2 protein-coding genes are annotated in these 17,880 nt (G+C 66.7%); both read right to left on the reverse strand.

Going from position 1 to position 17,880, the window contains the following annotated elements:
• Positions 1-7 precede the first annotated feature (7 nt).
• Positions 8-6,577 carry a non-ribosomal peptide synthetase gene (locus tag BTN82_RS19755; protein ID WP_075120784.1) on the reverse strand — a complete coding sequence of 2,190 codons (6,570 nt, stop codon included), beginning with the start codon at positions 6,575-6,577 and terminating at the stop codon, positions 8-10.
• A complete protein-coding gene (locus tag BTN82_RS19760) occupies positions 6,577-17,724 on the reverse strand; it encodes a non-ribosomal peptide synthetase (protein ID WP_075120785.1) in 11,148 nt (3,715 codons plus the stop codon). Before BTN82_RS19760 ends, BTN82_RS19755 begins: the two co-directional genes overlap by 1 nt.
• Positions 17,725-17,880 lie beyond the last annotated feature (156 nt).

Below are 17,880 nucleotides of genomic sequence, written 5' to 3' on the forward strand. Positions count from 1 at the left end.
ACCTCTCCTAAGAAATTATTTTTTCAAGATCATCGGGAGATAAACGTTTGAGGGCCTCCAAAGATTTAGCCAATTCGTCCTGCAGCGACGAGGTTGTTTCCCGCAGGGCCTGAACCTTCTCGACAAAGGCCGACAGGCTTTCCGCGCCGAACAGCGACTTGATGGGAATATCCACGCCGAACTGCTGCTTGACCCGGGTCACGACCTGGGCCACCAGCAAGGAATGGCCGCCCAATTCGAAGAAGTTGTCGGTCAACCCTACCCGGTCCAGTTTCAGCACATCGGCCCAGATCGCCGCGACCTGTTGTTCCAGCTCGCTCTGCGGCGCCACATAGACCTGCTGCATCTGTTGCGCGTCGACCTTGGGCAGAGCCTTGCGATCCAGCTTGCCGTTCGGTGTCAGCGGCAGCGCTTCGAGGAACAGCAGGTAGGACGGCACCATGTAATCCGGCACATGTTCTTTCAGCGCGGCCTTGATGCTTTCCCGGAGCGCGGCCTGCGCCTCGACGGCCTCGGTGGTTTCGCTCGGCACGATATAGGCCACCAGTTGCTGGCCATTGTCGCTGTCCTGGGCCAGGACAAACGCCTCGCGCACCGCCGCCTGCTGCACCAGCCGCGCTTCGATTTCCCCCAGCTCGATACGGAAACCGCGAACCTTCACCTGATGGTCGATGCGCCCGATGTACTCGATCACCCCATCGGCGCGGTAGCGGGTCAGGTCGCCAGTGCGATAGGCCCGGCCGCCGTCGGTGGAGAACGGGTTGGGCACGAAGCGCTCGGCGGTCAGACCCGGGCGGGCCAGGTAACCGCGGGTCACCCCGGCCCCAGACAGGTACAGCTCGCCGGCGCTGCCCACCGGCACCGGTTGCAGGTCAGGGCTCAAGATATAACTCTGGGTGTTGCTGATGGCCCGGCCGATATTGGCCTGGCCGCCCGCTTCGCGGCGGGTGTAGGTCGAGTACGTGGTGTCTTCCGACGGACCGTACAGGTCGTAGACATGCACCAGCCCCGGCTGCTGGTAGAGGGTGTCCACCAGCGCCTGTTTCAGCGGTTCGCCCGCCAGGTTGATGATCCGCACGCTCGGCGGGATCTGCCCGCTGCGCTGCAAGGCGGCAATCGCCGACGGTACGGTGTTGATCAACCGCACCCGGTCGAGGTCCGCCAGTTCCGGCAGCTCCAGGGCGTTGCGCGCCAGGACGATAAAGCCGCCGCTGGACAGGGTCACGAACAGCTCCCACACCGACAGGTCGAAGCAGATCGAGGTCGAGGCCAATACGCCTTGCAGGTCGTCGGCCGAGTACACCCGGTTCGACCAGTCGATCAGTGCCAGCACGTTGCGATGGGCAATCGCCACGCCTTTGGGCAGGCCGGTGGAACCGGAGGTGTAGATCACATAGGCCAGGTTGTCCGGGGTCGCTTGCGACAGCGGATTGTCACTGGAGTAAGCGTCCAGCCAGCCCGGCTGGGCATCCAGTTGCAGGGTCCGCAAGGACTCCACCGCCGGCAGCACCGTGAGCAATGCACTCTCGGTCAAGAGGATCTGCGCCTGGCTGTCGCGCAGCATATGAGCCAGGCGGTCCTGTGGATAATCCGGGTCCAGCGGCACATAGGCGCCGCCAGCCTTGAGCACCGCCAGCAGGGCCACGACCATTTCCGGAGTACGTTGTAGCGCCACGCCGACCCGCACTTCCGGTCCGACGCCCAGCTCGATCAGCTTGTGCGCCAGGCGGTTGGCCCGGGCATTGAGTTCCTGATAATTCAGGCTGTGCCCGGCGAACAACAGGGCTTGGGCGGTCGGGGTTTTCTGCGCCTGAAGCTCCACCAGCTGGTGCACGCAGCGCTCGCTGGGGAACTCGCCGGTCGGCGGCGTCCACTCGTGCAGGAGCTGGTGCTGCTCGGCGGCGCCCAATAACGGCAAGTCGCCCAGCCGCTGACTCGGCTGCTGGACAATGCCCTGGAGCAGTTGCACCCAGGACTGGGCCAGGCGCTCGATGGTCGACGCCTCGAACAGGTCGGTGGCGTAGGTCATAGAGGCCCACAACCGATCGGGTGACTCGAAGGTATCCAGGGTCAGGTCGAACTGGGTGCTGCTCTCCTTGCCGGCAAGCATCTGCACCTGCAGCCCGGGCACCGCCAGGCCCTCGGCACCCTGACGGGCCGCGGCCTGATGGTTGAACATCACCTGGAACAGCGGACTGTAGCTCAGGCTGCGTTCCGGGTTCAGGGCCTCCACCAGTTGCTCGAACGGCAGGTCCTGATGCTCCTGGGCCTTCAGGGCATGACCCTTGACCTGGCGCAGGAAGTCGCTGAAGCCCAGCTGCCCGTCGACCTCGGCTTTTAGCACCTGGGTGTTGACGAAGAAGCCGATCAGGCGCTCGGTCTCGACCCGGTTGCGGTTGGCCGTCGGCACGCCGACGCGGATGTCGGTCTGGCCACTGTAGCGGTGCAGCAACACCTGGAACGAGGCCAGCAACAGCATGAACAGGGTCACCCCTTCACGCTGCGCCAGTTGTTTCAAGGCGCCCGGCAACGAGCCGTCCAGGCTGATGCCCAGGCGCGCGCCCTGGTGGCTTTGCTGCAAGGGCCGCGGACGGTCCAGCGGCAGGTCCAGTACCTGGGTACCGCCTTCCAACTGCGCCAGCCAATAACCCAATTGCCGCTCGCGCTCGCCGGCGTCCATCCATTGCCGCTGCCAGGCCGCGTAGTCCGCGTACTGCACCGCCAGCGCCGGCAACTGCGCCTCGCGCCCCTGGGTGTGGGCGCCGTAGAGCTGGATCAGTTCCTCGACCATCAGTTGCATCGACCAGCCGTCGGAGACGATATGGTGCTGCACCAGCACCAGTACATGCTCGTCCGCCGCCAGGCGCACCAGGGTGGCCCGCAGCAAAGGCCCCTGGCGCAGGTCGAAAGGCTGACGCACTTGGCTCTCGAGCACCTCCTCGATCAACGATTCGGCGTTGCCGGCGTCCACCAGCAGGGACAGGTCCTGCTGCTCGATCAGCAAGCGGGCCTGGGCCTCGATCACCTGGGTCAGGCCCTGCGCGCCCTCGACAAAGCGCGTGCGCAGGGTTTCGTGACGGGCGATCAGGGCGTCGAAGCTGCTCTGCAACGCCGCGCCGTCCAGGGCGCCGCGCAGGCGCAGGGCCATGGGGATGTGGTAGGCGCTGCTGTCGCCGTCCAGTTGCCAGAGGAACCACTGGCGCTCCTGGGCGTACGACACGGCCAGTGGCTGCTGCCTGTCCACTCGGGGCATCGGTTGCAACGCCTGGGAGGTTTCCGGGCCCAGCAGGCGCACGAAATCTTCCAGCGACTCGCCCTCGAACAGCACCTTCAACGGCGCGTCGATCCCCAGGTCCTGCCGAATGCGCGACATCACCTGGGTAGCGAGCAGCGAGTGACCGCCAAGCTCGAAGAAGTTGTCGGTCATGCCGACCTTGTCCAGCTTCAGCACCTGGGCCCAGATCCCCGCCACTTGCCGCTCGAGTTCGCTGCGCGGAGCCACATGGGCCCGCTGCAACAGACTGCCGTCGATGGCCGGCAAGGCCGTGCGATTGAGCTTGCCATTGGCGGTCAGGGGCAAGGCCTGGAGGAACAGCACATGGGCCGGCACCATGTAGGCGGGCAGCTCGGCCTTGAGGCTTTCGCGCAGCGTCAGTTGCGCGTCGGCCAGGGCCTGGGCGCTCCAGTCCAGGTCGGCCGGCACCACGTAGGCCACCAGCTGCGGGCCGTCGGGGCCTTCCTGGGTCAGCACCACCGCCTCGCGCACCGCGGGCAGCTCCAGCAGGCGTGCTTCGATCTCGCCCAGCTCGATACGGAAACCGCGGATCTTCACCTGATGGTCGATCCGACCGATGTAGCCGATCGAGCCGTCGGCCTGGTAACGCGCCAGGTCGCCGGTGCGGTACAGGCGCCCGCCCGCTTCGCCGAAAGGGTCCGGGACAAAGCGCGCGGCGCTCAGGTCGCCACGGTTCAGGTAGCCCCAGGCCAGCCCGGCGCGCCCGACATACAGCTCGCCGATACAGCCCTTGGGCACCGGTTGCAGGTTGCCGTCCAGCAGGTACCAGGACATGTCGGGAATCAGCTCGCCGATCGGGCTGGCCCCGGCCAGTGTCAGGTCCGCCTGGGACAGCGGGCGATAGGTCACGTGCACCGTGGTTTCGGTGATGCCGTACATGTTCACCAGTTGCGGCTGGCGGTCGCCAAAACGCTGGAACCAGGGTTGCAGGGTATTGACCTCCAGGGCCTCGCCGCCGAACACGATGTAGCGCAACCGATGCGCCTGCCCGGCCGAGCAGGCCACGTGCATCAGTTGGCGGAAGGCCGACGGCGTCTGGTTGAGCACCGTGACCCCTTCGGCGCACAGCAGCGGGTAGAAGTCCTCGGCCGAACGAGCGACGTCCTGGGGCACGATCAACAGGCGTCCGCCATGCATCAGGGCGCCGAAGATCTCCCACACCGAGAAGTCGAAGGCATAGGAGTGGAACAGGCTCCAGACGTCCTCCGGGCCGAAGCCGAACCAGGCCTCGGTCGCGGCGAACAGGCGCAGGACGTTGCGGTGCGGCTGCAAGGTGCCCTTGGGCTTGCCGGTGGAGCCCGAGGTGTAGATCACGTAGGCCAGGTCCTCTGGCGTCACCCCGACCTCGGGGTTATCGACCCCGTAGGCGTCCAGCGGCTGCTCGAGCAACAGGGTCGTACCGGCGAACGCCGGCAGCCCCTGCCGCAGATGCTCCTGGGTCAGCAACAACCCGATACCGCTGTCTTGCATCATGTGCTGCAGGCGGTCCTGGGGATACGCCGGGTCCAGCGGCACGTAGGCGCCGCCGGCCTTGAGGATCGCCAGCAAGCCGACAAGCATCTCCAGGCCGCGCTCCGCCGCCAGCCCCACCAGCCGGTTGGGCCCCACGCCCTGCTCGATGAGTTTGTGCGCCAGGCGGTTGGCCCGCTCGTTGAGCTGCCGGTAGTCCAGGTGCTGCCCCTGGAACGTCAGGGCAATGGCCTCGGGCGCCCGCGCCGCCTGCGCCTCGATCAACCGGTGCACGCAGGCCGCGGTCGGGAACGCCTGCTGCCGCGGATTCCACTGGGCCAGGGTCTGCGCCTGCTCGCGCTCGTCGAGCAGGGGCAACAGACCGATGCGCTGCTGCGGCTGGCGGACCATGCCTTGCAACAGCTGGCGCCAATGGCCGGCCAGTTGCTCGATGGTCGCGGCGTCGAACACGTCGGTCGCATAGATCAGCGCCGCGGCGATCCGGCCCTGGGTTTCCACGGTGTCCAGGGTCAGGTCGAACTGTGCCGACTGCCCTGCCGACTCCAGGGCTTCGAGGCTCAGGCCCGGCAGGCTGAGAACCCTCGCCGGAGCCGCGGACTCGACCTGGTGGTTGAACATCACCTGGAACAGCGGGTTGTGGCTCAGGCTGCGCTCCGGTTGCAGTGCTTCCACCAATTGCTCGAACGGCAGGTCCTGGTGCGCCTGGGCCGCCAGGGCGGTCTGCCGCACCTGTTGCAACAGCTGGCTTACGGACATCTGCCCGTCGATCTCGGCCTTGAGCACCTGGGTGTTGACGAAGAAGCCGATCAGGCGCTCGGTCTCGACCCGGTTGCGGTTGGCGATGGGCACGCCGACGCGGATATCGGCCTGGCCGCTGCAGCGGTGCAGCAAGGCCTGGAACGAGGCCAGCAACAGCATGAACAGGGTCACCCCTTCGCGCTGGGCGAGGCTGACCAGGGCTTCGCTCAACGGCTGCTCCAGGGTCAGCTCCAGGCGGGCGCCGCGATGGCTCTGCACGGCCGGACGCGGACGGTCCAGCGGCAGTTCGAGCAGCGGCTGCTCGCCTCCCAGTTGCGCGGTCCAGTAGGCCAGCTGCCGTTCCTTCTCGCCGGCTTCCATCCAGTGGCGCTGCCAGATGGCGTAGTCGGCGTACTGGATCGGCAGCGGCGGCAACTGGGGCTGCTGCCCCTGGCTGTAGCCGATATAGAGGGCCATCAACTCATCCACCATGACCTGCATCGACCAGCCATCGGAAACGATGTGGTGCTGGGTCAGGACCAGCACATGGTCGTCCTCGGCCACCTGCAACAGGCCGACCCTGAGCAGCGGGCCGCCCAGCAGGTCGAACAGCTGCCGGGTCTGGGCCTGCACGAAGCCCTGCACCGCGGCGTCCAGTTCGCGCTCGTCGGCCAGGGCCGGCAACGTCTGGCGAGCGATGGCCAGGCGTGCCTCGGGCCGCACCGCTTGCAGCGCCGTGTCGGCGTCCTCGACGAAATGCGTGCGCAAGCTTTCATGGCGGGCAATCAGGGTGTCGAAACTGCTCTGCAACGCCTCGATATCCAACCGGCCGCGCAGGCGCAGGGCCTTGGGGATGTGGTAGGCCGTGCTCTCGGGCGCCAGTTGCCAGAGAAACCACTGGCGTTGCTGGGCGTAGGACAGGGGCAAGCGCTCCTGGCTCAGGCGCACCTCGGGAATCGGCAGGTTGGCCGGGGAAATCCCCTGCTCCAGCATCTTCTGCAGGTAGACCTTGCGTTTTTCCAGGGGCAGCAAGATGAAGCCTTTGACGATTTTCAGCGCGCTGGCGTTGTCCATTACACCGCCTCCATTTCGTCGAGCAACAGTTCCAGCGCGCTCAGGTCGGCGTTCTGCGCCTGGCCCGGGGCCTGTTGCAACTGGCTGACGAACAGCCCCAGGGTTGGAAATTCGAACGCCATCTGCACACTGACCTGGCGCCCAAGCTTGAGCTGGACTCGAGAGACCATCGCGGTTACCAACAAGGAATGCCCACCTAATTCAAAGAAGTTATCGTTCATGCCCACTTGCTCGACCTCGAGCACCTCGGCCCAGATCGCCGCGACCTGTTGCTCAAGCTCGCTCTGTGGCGCGATATAGGCCTGCTGCAACAGGCTGGCGTCGGCCTTGGGCAAGGCCTTGCGGTCCAGCTTGCCGTTGGGGCTCAACGGCAGGGCCTCAAGGAACAGCAGATGAGCCGGCAGCATGTAGTCCGGCAGCACCACCTTGAGCGCCGTCTTCAACTGCTCGCGCAACGACGCCTGGTCGTCCAGGCTGTCGGCCGCCACGCCCTGGGCCGCGACCACGTAGGCCACCAGTTGCGGACCACCGGCCGCTTCCTGGGCCAGCACCACCGCTTCGCGCACCTGGGGCTGTTCCAGCAGGCGGGCTTCGATCTCGCCCATTTCGATACGGAAACCACGGATCTTCACCTGATGGTCGATACGCCCGGCGTACTCGATCACGCCTTCGGCGTCGTAACGCGCCAGGTCGCCGGAGCGGTACAGGCGTCCACCGTCCTGGCTGAACGGGTCGGGAATGAAGCGCTCCGCCGTCAGCCCTGGACGGTTGTGGTAACCCCGGGCCAGCAGCTCGCCGCCGATCATCAGCTCGCCCGTGGCGCCCTGGAGGGTCAGGTTGCCGCTGCTGTCCAGCAGGTAGATCGAACGACCCGGCAGCCCTTTGCCCAGGGGAATCTGGCTGGGCAGGGCAACGCCGTCCTGCAGGTAAGCGCTGCAATCATGGGCGGTGACACTCACCGTGGCCTCGGTGGGGCCGTAGGTATTGAGCAGGCAAGCGTGCTTCAGGCCAGCCTTTTTCCACGCGGCCACACCTTCCGCCGCCATGGCCTCGCCACCCAGGTTGAGCTGGCGCAGGCGCCCGAAGTCCCGCGGTTCGCGGGTGGCGTAGTCCTTGCCGAGCATGAACCAGTAGGCGGTGCTCAAGTCGACGATGCTGATGCCCTGCTCGATCAGTTCGCGGTAGAAGGTCTCGCTGTCCCACAGCTCCTTGCCACGGATCACCACCGAGGCGCCGCAGATCAGCGCCGGGTACAACTGCTCGACGAAGGCGTCGAAGTTGAAGGTGGAGAATTGCAGGCCGCGGTCCTCGGCGGTCATCTTGAAATAATCCCGCGAGACCTGGGCGTGCTGGCTCAAGGCGCTGTGGCTGATGTCCACGCCCTTGGGCCGGCCGGTGGAGCCGGAGGTGTACATCACGTAAGCCAGGCTCTGCGCGCTGCTGCGCTCGGGCGGATTGCCCAGGGCGTAGCCGTCCAGGCCATCCTGGTCCAGGCACAGGTGCGGCACCTCGACGCCAGCCTGCAAGCGTTCGAGCAACGGGGCCTGGGTCAGCAATAGCTGGATGCCGCTGTCCTGCATCATGTAGTGCAGGCGGTCCTGGGGGTATTCCGGGTCCAGCGGCACATAGGCGCCGCCGGCCTTGAGCACCGCCAGCAGGCCAACAATCATGTCCAGCCCGCGCTCCACGGCGATACCGACCCGCACATCCGGGCCGATGCCCAGCTCGATCAGCTTGTGCGCCAACTGGTTGGCCCGCTGGTTGAACTGCCGGTAGCTCAGTTGCTGGCCATCGCACAGCAGCGCCACGGCATCCGGGGTGCGCTGGGCCTGGGCCTCGATCAATTGCTGGATGCACTGCGGCGCCAGACCCCGCGCCGGGGTACGGCTGCGCTGTTCCTCGATCAGTCGCTGCTCGGCGGTACCGATCAGCGACAGCTCGCCGAGGCTGCTCAGCGGGCTCGCCACCATGCCCATCAGCAAGTGCTCCAGGTAGCCGGCCAGTTGCTGGACGCTCGCCTGGGCAAAATGCTCGCGGGCATAGCTGTAGTCGAAGGACAGGGTCTGTCCCAGGTAGACCGACAGGGTCAGCGGGTAGTTGGTCTGCTCGTGGTTGGCCGCCACGCCGAAGCTCAATTGCGCGGGGGCGCCTTGTGCCAGGGCCTCGGACACCGGGTAGTTCTCGAACACCAGGATGTTGTCGAACAGGGCTTCGCCGCCCAGGCCGGCCCAGCGCTGCACGTCGTACAGCGGCGTGTGCTCGAAGTCGCGCAAGGCCAGGTTGCGGGCCTGCACCGCTTGCAGCCAGTCGCTGGCCGGCATGTCCGGACGTGGCGCCGCCACCACCGGCAGGGTGTTGATAAACAGGCCGATCTGCTGCTCCACGCCCTTGAGCTCCGCGGGACGACCGGAGACCGTGGCGCCGAACGCCACTGTGTCCTGCCCGGTGTAGCGTTGCAGCAGCAACAGCCAGGCCGCCTGCACCAGGGTGTTGACCGTGACTTTCTGCTGGCGGGCGAACTCGCTCAAGCGTTGCGTCTGCGCCTCGTCCAGCTGTTGCTGATAAGCCCCGTAGCCTTGGCCCGTACTGCCCTGCCCAGCATGGCTGATGGCCTGGGCCAGGCGCGTCGGCTCGTCCAGGTCGGCCAATTGCTGCTTCCAGAAGGTTTCGCTGACCTGGGCGTCCTGGCGTTGCAGCCAGGCGATGTAGTCGCGATAGCGCCCAGGCGCCGACCCCGCCAGTTGCCCCGCATAGCGTTGCAGGACTTCGCCGAGCAGCCGCGAGTTGCTCCAGCCGTCCATCAGGATGTGGTGGTTGGTGTAGATCAGGTGGTAACGCTGCTCGTCGAGCCGCACCAGGGTCAGGCGCAGCAACGGCGCCGTCGCCAGATCGAAACCGCGTTGGCGTTCCTGTTCGGCCAGGGCCTCCAGGTCCTGGACCGGCGATGCCGCAGCACGCCAGTCATGCTCGACGAAATCCAGGGCGATGCGCTTGTGCACCACTTGGATCGGCGCTGGCAGTTCGCCCTGCCAGAGGAAGCCGCTGCGCAGGATGTCGTGGCTGTCGATGGCCGCCTGCCAGGCCTGGCGGAAACGCTCGGGATCGAGGCCGCTCACGTCCACCCGCAGTTGGTTGATGTAGTCGCCGCCCTGTTGCTCGTACAGGGTGTGGAACAGCATGCCCTGCTGCATCGGCGACAGCGGGTAGAGGTCTTCGACCTGGGCCAGGGCCACCGGCAGGCGATCCAGCTGCTGCTGGCTGAGGCCGGCCAGGGGGAAGTCCGACGGCGTGGCGCCGCGATGCTCGGGCTGGCTGCAATGCTCGATCAACGCCTTGAGTTCGCGGGCGTAGTCGTCCGCCAGGCGCTGGATGGTCGCAGCGTCGAACATTGCCTGGCTGAAAGTCCAACCCAGTTTCAATTGGCCGCCATAGACCTGGCCATTGATGCTCAACCAGTTGCCCAGCGGGGCCTGGGCGCCTTGATCGGCGCCCTTGGCTTCCGCGGAGGGGGCGAACCAGGCATCCGGCTCGTCGAAGCTACCGTCGAACTGGCCCAGGTAGTTGAAGGTGATGCGCGGCACGGCCAAGGCCGCCAGGGTTTGTTGCGCGCTCTGGTCACCCAGGTAACGCAAGGCGCCAAAGCCGATGCCCTTGTTCGGCACCGCGCGCAGTTGCTCCTTGATCTGCTTGATCGAATCGGCCAGGGCCGCCTGCGGTGTCAGCTTCACCGGGAATACGCTGGTGAACCAACCCACGGTGCGGCTCAGGTCGATGCTGTCGAACAGCTCTTCGCGGCCGTGGCCTTCCAGTTGCACCAGGGCGCTGGCTTCGCCGGTCCAGCGGGTGATGACCCGGGCCAGGGCGGTGAGCAACAGGTCGTTGATCTGGGTGCGGTAGGCCGCCGGGGCGTCCTGCAACAGGCGCTGGGTATAGCTTGGGTCCAGCTCGGTGCTGACACTCAGGGCATCCTTGATCAACACCTGATCCGTTGCCCGGTCGCAGGGCAGGCTCGACTCGACGCCCTGCAGCTGCACCTGCCAGTAACCCAGCTCCTGCTGCAACGCCGTGCTACCGGCATAGGCCTGCAACTGCCCGGCCCAAGCCTGGGAAGAACTGGTCTTGGCCGGCAGCTTGATGGCTTGCCCGGCAGCCTGCAGTACCAGGGCCTGATGCAGATCCTCCAGCAGGACCCGCCAGGACACGCCGTCCACCACCAGGTGATGGATCGCCAGGAACAGGCGCTGGCTGCCATCCGGCAAGGTGCAGAGCACGGCACGCAACAACGGGCCCTGTTGCAGGTCGAGGCTGCGTTGCGCTTGTTCGCATAGCGCCGACAACGAATCCTCGGTGGCGTTATCCGCCAGCCACAGCACGGCATCGGCTTGCAACGCCGCCAACGGCGCCGCGACCACCTGCCCCGCCGGCGCATAAGTCGCGGTCCAATCGCCGGCTTCTTCGACGAAATTCAAGCGCAGGCCGTCGTGATGTTCGAGCAGGGCTTGCAGGCCCTGCTGCAGTGCCTGGGCACTCAGAGGTTTCAGCGGCTTGAGCAGCACCGACTGGTTCCAGTGATGGCGCTCCGGCACCGGGGTATCGAAGAACCATTGCTGGATCGGCAGCAGCGCCATGGCACCGCGCACCGGGCCCTGGTCGATCTGCAAACCGCCCTCGCCCTGCTCCGCCACCGTCGCCAGGCCTTGCACCGTCTGGTGCTGGAACAGGTCTTTGGGGGTGAAACGAATACCGGCCTGACGGGCGCGACTGACCACCTGGATCGAGATGATCGAGTCGCCGCCCAGCTCGAAGAAGTTGTCGGTGACGCCCACTTGTTCCAGCTTCAGCACATCGGCCCAAATGGCCGCGATCTGTTGTTCCAGTTCGTTCTGCGGCGCCACATAGGTCTGCTGCATCAGCTGTGCATCGACTTTCGGCAACGACTTGCGGTCCAGCTTGCCGTTCGGCGTCAGCGGCAAGGCTTCGAGGAACAGCAGGTAGGTCGGCACCATGTAGTCCGGCAGGTTCTCCCGCAGGCGCGCCTTGATGCTCTCGCGCAGTTGCGCCTGACGCTCGGCGCTGTGCGCCACGTCGGCATCCACCGGCACGATATAACCCACCAGCTGCTGGCCGCTCGGCCCTGGCTGGGCGATCACCGCCACTTCCAGCACCGGGTCCTGTTCCAGCAAGCGCGCTTCGATCTCGCCCAGCTCGATACGGAAGCCGCGCACCTTGACCTGATGATCGACGCGGCCGACGTATTCCACCAAGCCGTCGGTGCGGTAGCGGGTCAGGTCGCCGCTGCGGTACAGCCGCGCGCCGCTGGTGCTGTAAGGGTCGGGGATAAACCGCTCGGCGGTCAGCCCCGGACGATCCAGGTAACCGCGGGCCACGCCCAGGCCGCCCAGGTACAGTTCACCGGCCACACCCACTGGCAACAGATTGAGGTTGGCATCGGCCACGTAGGCGCTGCGATTGCCGACGATATTGCCGATCGGCGCGTAGGCTGCATCGCACGGATCGCCGGCACGGGCTTTCCAGATCAACGGGGTAACCACGGTTTCGGTCGGCCCGTAGCCGTTGAAGATGTACTTCGGCCGCAGCACGCGCCAAGCCAGGTCGTAGCTGGCTTGCGGCACCGCATCACCGCCGAAGCAGTACACGCGCACCGCCGGTGGGTTGCCGTCGCGTTCGGCGTGCACCGCCAGTTGTTGCAGATAAACCGGTGGGAACACGCCAACCGTCACCCCATAGCGATGCATCTGCTCGTAGGTGAATTCCGGCGACCACAGGCTGTCGTCGCGGATCAGCACGCTGGCGCCGTAGATCAGCGGGTGCATCCAGCCTTCGTGGGAGCCGTCGAAGGCGAAGGACATAAAGTGCAGTTCGCAATCCGCCGGGCTCATCTCGTAGCGTTCGCCGGTGGCCAAACTGTGCATGGCCAGCGGACCGTGGGACACCGCCACGCCCTTGGGCAAGCCGGTGGAACCGGAGGTGTAGATCACATAGGCGAGGTTTTCCTCGGCCAGATCCACCTGCGGGCTGGTCGTCGGGTAAGCCGCGAAATCGGTCGCGCCTTGCACCGACAAGGTCGGCAGGCCATCAGGAATCGGCAAGCGATCCAGCAGATGATCCTGGGTCAGCAGCAGCCAGGCGCCGCTGTCCTGCATCATGTAGCGCAGGCGGTCCTGCGGGTACTCGATATCCAGCGGCACATACACTCCGCCCGCCTTGAGCACGGCAATGAAGGCCACCATGATTTCCGCGCAACGCGGCATGGCGATGGCTACTCGAACTTCCGGGCCGACGCCCAGCTCAATCAGCTTGTGCGCCAGTTGGTTGGCTTGAATATCCAGCTCGCGATAGCTCAGGCGCTGCTCGGCGAAGAACACCGCCGGCGCGTCCGGGGCCTTGGCCGCCTGATCGGCGAACAGTTGATGGACAAAACGGTGAGTCGGATAGACCACACCGGTGTGGTCCCAGTCATGACGAATGCGGCGCTGCTCGTCCCGGCCCAGCATCGGCAGCTCGCCCAGCGCTTGCTGCGGTTCGAGCATGCCTTGCAGCAGGTTGCGCCAATGCTCGGCAAGGCTCTCGACGGTGGAGACCTCGAACAGCTCGCCGGCATAGATGAACGAGGCGTTGATCCCGGCGTCGGTCTCCAGGGTTTCCAGGGTCAGGTCGAATTGCGCGGTACCGCCCTGCAAGACCATTTCCTCGGCGCGCAGCCCTGGCAGGCTGGCACCGTCGGTGTTTTCCCCGGCAATGCTCAGGTGGTTGTACATCACCTGGAACAGCGGGTTCTGGTCCAGCGCGCGCTGGGGCTTGAGGGCATCCACCAGACGGTCGAACGGCAAATCCTGATGGGCCTGGGCGGCCAGCGCCGTGGCCTTGACCTGACGCAGCAACTGCCCCACCGCCAGGCTCGGCGCCAGCTCGACGCGCATCACCAGGGTGTTGACGAAGAAGCCCATCACCCCTTCCATTTCCTGGTGGCGACGGTTGCTCACCGGCACGCCGATACGGATGTCCGGCTGATCGGAATAACGGTGCAGCAACAGCGCGAACGAGCCGAGAAACAGCTGGAACAGGGTCATGTCATGGTCCCGCGCCAGACGCCGCAGCCCTTGCTCCAGGTCCGCCGGCAGGCGCACGCCCAGGCGTTCCTGGCGATGGCTCACCAGGGCCTGGCGCGGATGGTCCACCGGCAGCTCCAGCACCGGGTGCTCCAGCCCCAGCTGCTCGCGCCAGTAATCCAGCTGGCGCTGCTGCTCGCCCTGCTCCAGCCAGTTGCGGTGCCAGCTGGCATAGTCGGCGTACTGCACGCTCAACGGCTCGAACTGCGGCGCCTGCCCGTGGATAAAGCCGCGGTAGAGGGCGACGAACTCCCGGGCCAGCACGCTCATGGACGCGCCGTCGGAAATGATGTGGTGCAGGGTCACCACCAGCAGGCAGTCCTGCTCGGCAATCTGCAACACCCGGGCCCGGCACAGCGGGCCGCGCTCCAGGTCGAACAACACCTGGGTTTCCTCCAGGGCCTTGGCCTCGACCGCCTCGCGGGGCAGGCCCGGCGCCAGGCGCTCCCAGGCCAGGGTAATGGCGCCCTGGGGTTGGACCACCTGACACAGGTTGTCCTGGTGCTGGGTGAAGACGGTGCGGAACGCTTCATGGCGCTGAGCCAGGGCGTCGAGGCTGTGCTGCAGCGCCTGTCGATCCAGCACGCCCTGGAGCCGGACCACGATCGGCGTGTGGTAAGCGGTGCTCTGTGGGTGCATCTGCCAGAACAGCCATTGCCGCTGCTGGGCATGGGAAGCCGGCAACGGCGCATCGCGCCCCGCCGCCTCGATCACCGACAGCGAGCCTTCGCCGACACAGGCCTGCACCTGCTCGACGAATTCATCCAGGCGCGCCGTCTCGAACAGCAGCCGCAACGGCACATCCGCCGCCACCAGGCGCCGGACCCGGGACACGATCTGGGTGGCCAGCAGCGAATGCCCGCCCAAGGCGAAGAAGTTGTCGCCGAGGCCCACGCGCTCGACCTTGAGCACGTCCTGCCAGATGGCCGCGACGCCCTGCTGCAACTCGCTGACCGGGGCCACGTAGACCGCGACCGGCGCCTGCTGCTGCACCGACGGCAAGGCCCGCAGGTCGAGCTTGCCGTTGGCGGTCAACGGCATGCCTTCCAGCGCCACGAAATGCATCGGCAGCATGTAGTCCGGCAACGCCAGCGCCAGTTGCCGGCGGATGTCCTGCCAGGCCGCTTCCGGCTCCAGGGCCTTGGCCAGCACCACATAAGCCGCCACTTGCGGCTCGTCGGCCACGCTGACCACCTGGGCCACCGCGTCCTCGACCTGCGGCAACTGCTTGAGCGCCGCGGTGATTTCCCCCAGCTCGATGCGGTAGCCGCGCACCTTCACCTGATGGTCGATGCGCCCCAGGTAATCGACGAGCCCGTCTTCGAGGTAGCGTGCCAGGTCGCCGGTGCGGTACAGCCGCTGGCCGTCGCCGCTGAAGGGGTCCGGGACAAAACGCTCGGCGGTCAACGCCGCGCGTCGGTGGTAGCCGCGCGCCAGGCCGGCGCCGCCCAGGTACAACTCGGCCGGGGTGCCCGGCGCCACCGGTTGCAGCGAGGCATCCAGCACCCGCGCGCGGACGTTGGCCAGGGGCTGGCCCAGGGGCACCACGGCCAGGGCCTGATCCGCGCTGCCGGCGGCCATGGTCAGGGCGCCGACCGTGGTTTCCGTCGGGCCGTAGTGGTTGAACACCGCGCACTGCGGCGCCAGGGCAGCGATCTTGCGCACCAGCGCCGCCGGGCAGGCCTCGCCGCCCAGCACCAGGCACTGGCGCGGCAGGGAACGGGCCGGCTCTACGCCGCTCAGCAGCGCCTGCAAATGCGACGGGACGATCTTCAACACATCGATTTCCCGGGTGTGCAGGTAGGCCCCGAAGGCCTCGGCATCCAGCCCGGTATCCAGGTCGATCACGTGCAGGCAGCTGCCGGAACACAGCGCGCCGAACAGCGTGGTGTGCCCAAGGTCGGCAGCAATGGTCGAGACCACCGCCATATTGCGCGCTGCCCCCAGCGGCAAGCGCGCAAGGATCGCCTGCACATAGTTGGCCAGGGCGCCGTGGTTGATGGTGACGCCCTTGGCGGCCCCGGTGGAGCCGGAGGTGTAGATCGAATACGCCAGGTGCCCGGCCTCGACCCGGGGCAGCGGCGCATCAAGGTCGCCGGCCGGCGCCCAGCTGTCCGGCTGGTCCAGCAACAGCACGCTGACCCGGTCCGCCAGCGGCAGCCGTGGTTGCACCGCGGTCTCACTGAGCAACAGGGCGACGCCGCTGTCTTCGAGCATGTAGCTCAAACGTTGTTCGGGGTATTGGCAATCCAGGGGCACATAGGCGCCGCCGGCCTTGAGCACCGCCAGCAGGCCCACCACCATCTCCAGGGAGCGCTCCACGGCGATGCCCACCAGGACCTCGGGGCCGACACCGCGCTGCACCAGGGCCGCGGCCAGGCGCGCGGCGTTCTGGTCCAGCTGGCGATAGCTCAGGCTCTGCTCGCCGAACACCAGGGCAGGCGCCTCCGGCCGCAGCCGCACCTGCTCGGCGAACAGCTCGAGCACCGAAGCGGCGGCGAACGCCTCGCGCGGGCCCACGCCCTGGGCCAGGATGCCCTGGCGCTGCTCAGTACTGAGCAACGGCAGTTCGGCGATCGCCGCCTGCGGCTCGCGCACCATCGCCCACAGCAGGTTCTGCCAGTGGCCGGCCATGCGCTCGACGGTTGGCGCCTCGAAAAGCTGGCAGTCATAGGTGAAGGCCGCGTGCAGCTGGCCGCCGCGCTCGAAAGTGTCCAGGGTCAGGTCGAACTGCACCGTGCGCTCGTTGCGCGGCAGGGCCTGCACTTCCAGCCCGGAACGACTGCGCAGAGTGGCCAGTTCAGTGACCTGCGGCTGGTGGTTATAGAGCACCTGGAACAATGGGCTGTGGCTCAGGCTGCGCTCAAGGTTCAGCGCCTCCACCAGCCGCTCGAAAGGCAGGTCCTGATGGGCCTGCGCGCCCAGGGTGGTCTCGCGGATATCCGCCAGCAGTTGCTCCACCGTCAGCTGCGGGCTCAGTTCGCTACGCAGCACCTGGGTGTTGACGAAGAAGCCGATCAGCCCTTCGGCTTCCTGGCGCGTGCGGTTGGCGATCGGCACGCCGACGCGGATGTCCTGCTGGCCGCTATAGCGCGACAGCAGCAGCTTGAAACCGGCCAGCAGCACGGCGAACAGGGTCACCCCCTGCTGCCGCGCCAGGGCGCCCAACTGCTGGGCCAGAGGTGGCTCCAGGGCGAAATCCAGGCGCCGCCCCTGACGGCTGGAATGGGCCTGGCGCGGATGATCCGTGGGCAGCCTGAGTACCGGGTGCTCGTCCCCGAGCTTGGCCTGCCAGTACGCCAGTTGCCGCTCCTGCTCTCCCGCCTCCAGCCAGCTGCGCTGCCACAGGGCGTAGTCACGGTACTGGATCGGCAGGGCCGGCACACTGGCCTCCTCGCCCTGGACCAGCGCGTCGTAGGCGTGCAGGAACTCCTCGATCAGCACGCCCATGGACCAGCCGTCGGCGACGATATGGTGCAAGGTCAGCAGCATCACGTGCTCCTGCTCGCCGAGCTCCAGCACGCAGACCCGCAACAGCGGCCCTTGCTGCAAGTCGAACGGCCGGCGTGCCTCGGCGTCGGCCCGCAGCCGCACGCGGGCTTCGCGCTGCGCGGGGTCGAGGTCGGTCAGGTCCTGGTAATCGATGTTCACCTGGGCCTGGAGGATCACTTGCCGGGGCTCGTCGTCCTCCAGGCGGAACACCGTGCGCAGGCTTTCATGGCGTTCCAGCAGCCAGTCGAAAGCCCGAGCCAGCACCGCCCGGTCCAGCGGGCCGCTCAGGCGTACCGCGTTAGGCAGGTTGTAGGCCGCGCTCTGGGGGTCGAGTTGCCAGAGAAACCACATGCGCTGCTGCGCGTAGGACAGGGCCTGACGGTCAGGTACGGCGACCCCGGCGGGAATAGGCAGCACAGAGAAGTCGACGCCTTCCTTGTCCAGCGCCTTCAAGAACAGCCGACGCTTTTCCAGCGGCAGTTCAATGAATCTGCGGGCGAGCTTCAAGGAGTCTTCTGCGTTCATCGGGGTCATCCGTACTTGCGTGTTGGGTATCGAGCATTGGCTCGGTCATCCCTACGGAACGGATGAAGCCCCGGGAAAATTAACCCCGCGCGGCATGCCGCCCGCCCACTCCGGGGCCTCTGGCGACAACCCGACCGGCGGCGGCGGTAAATCGAC

The organism is Pseudomonas chlororaphis, from assembly GCF_001921865.1.
GTDB lineage: Bacteria > Pseudomonadota > Gammaproteobacteria > Pseudomonadales > Pseudomonadaceae > Aquipseudomonas > Aquipseudomonas chlororaphis_D.

Bases quoted from the DNA above. Each gene is read 5' to 3' on its own strand.
- BTN82_RS19760 (WP_075120785.1), bottom strand. From the start codon at position 17,724: ATGAACGCAGAAGACTCCTTGAAGCTCGCCCGCAGATTCATTGAACTG.
- BTN82_RS19755 (WP_075120784.1), bottom strand. From the start codon at position 6,577: ATGGACAACGCCAGCGCGCTGAAAATCGTCAAAGGCTTCATCTTGCTG.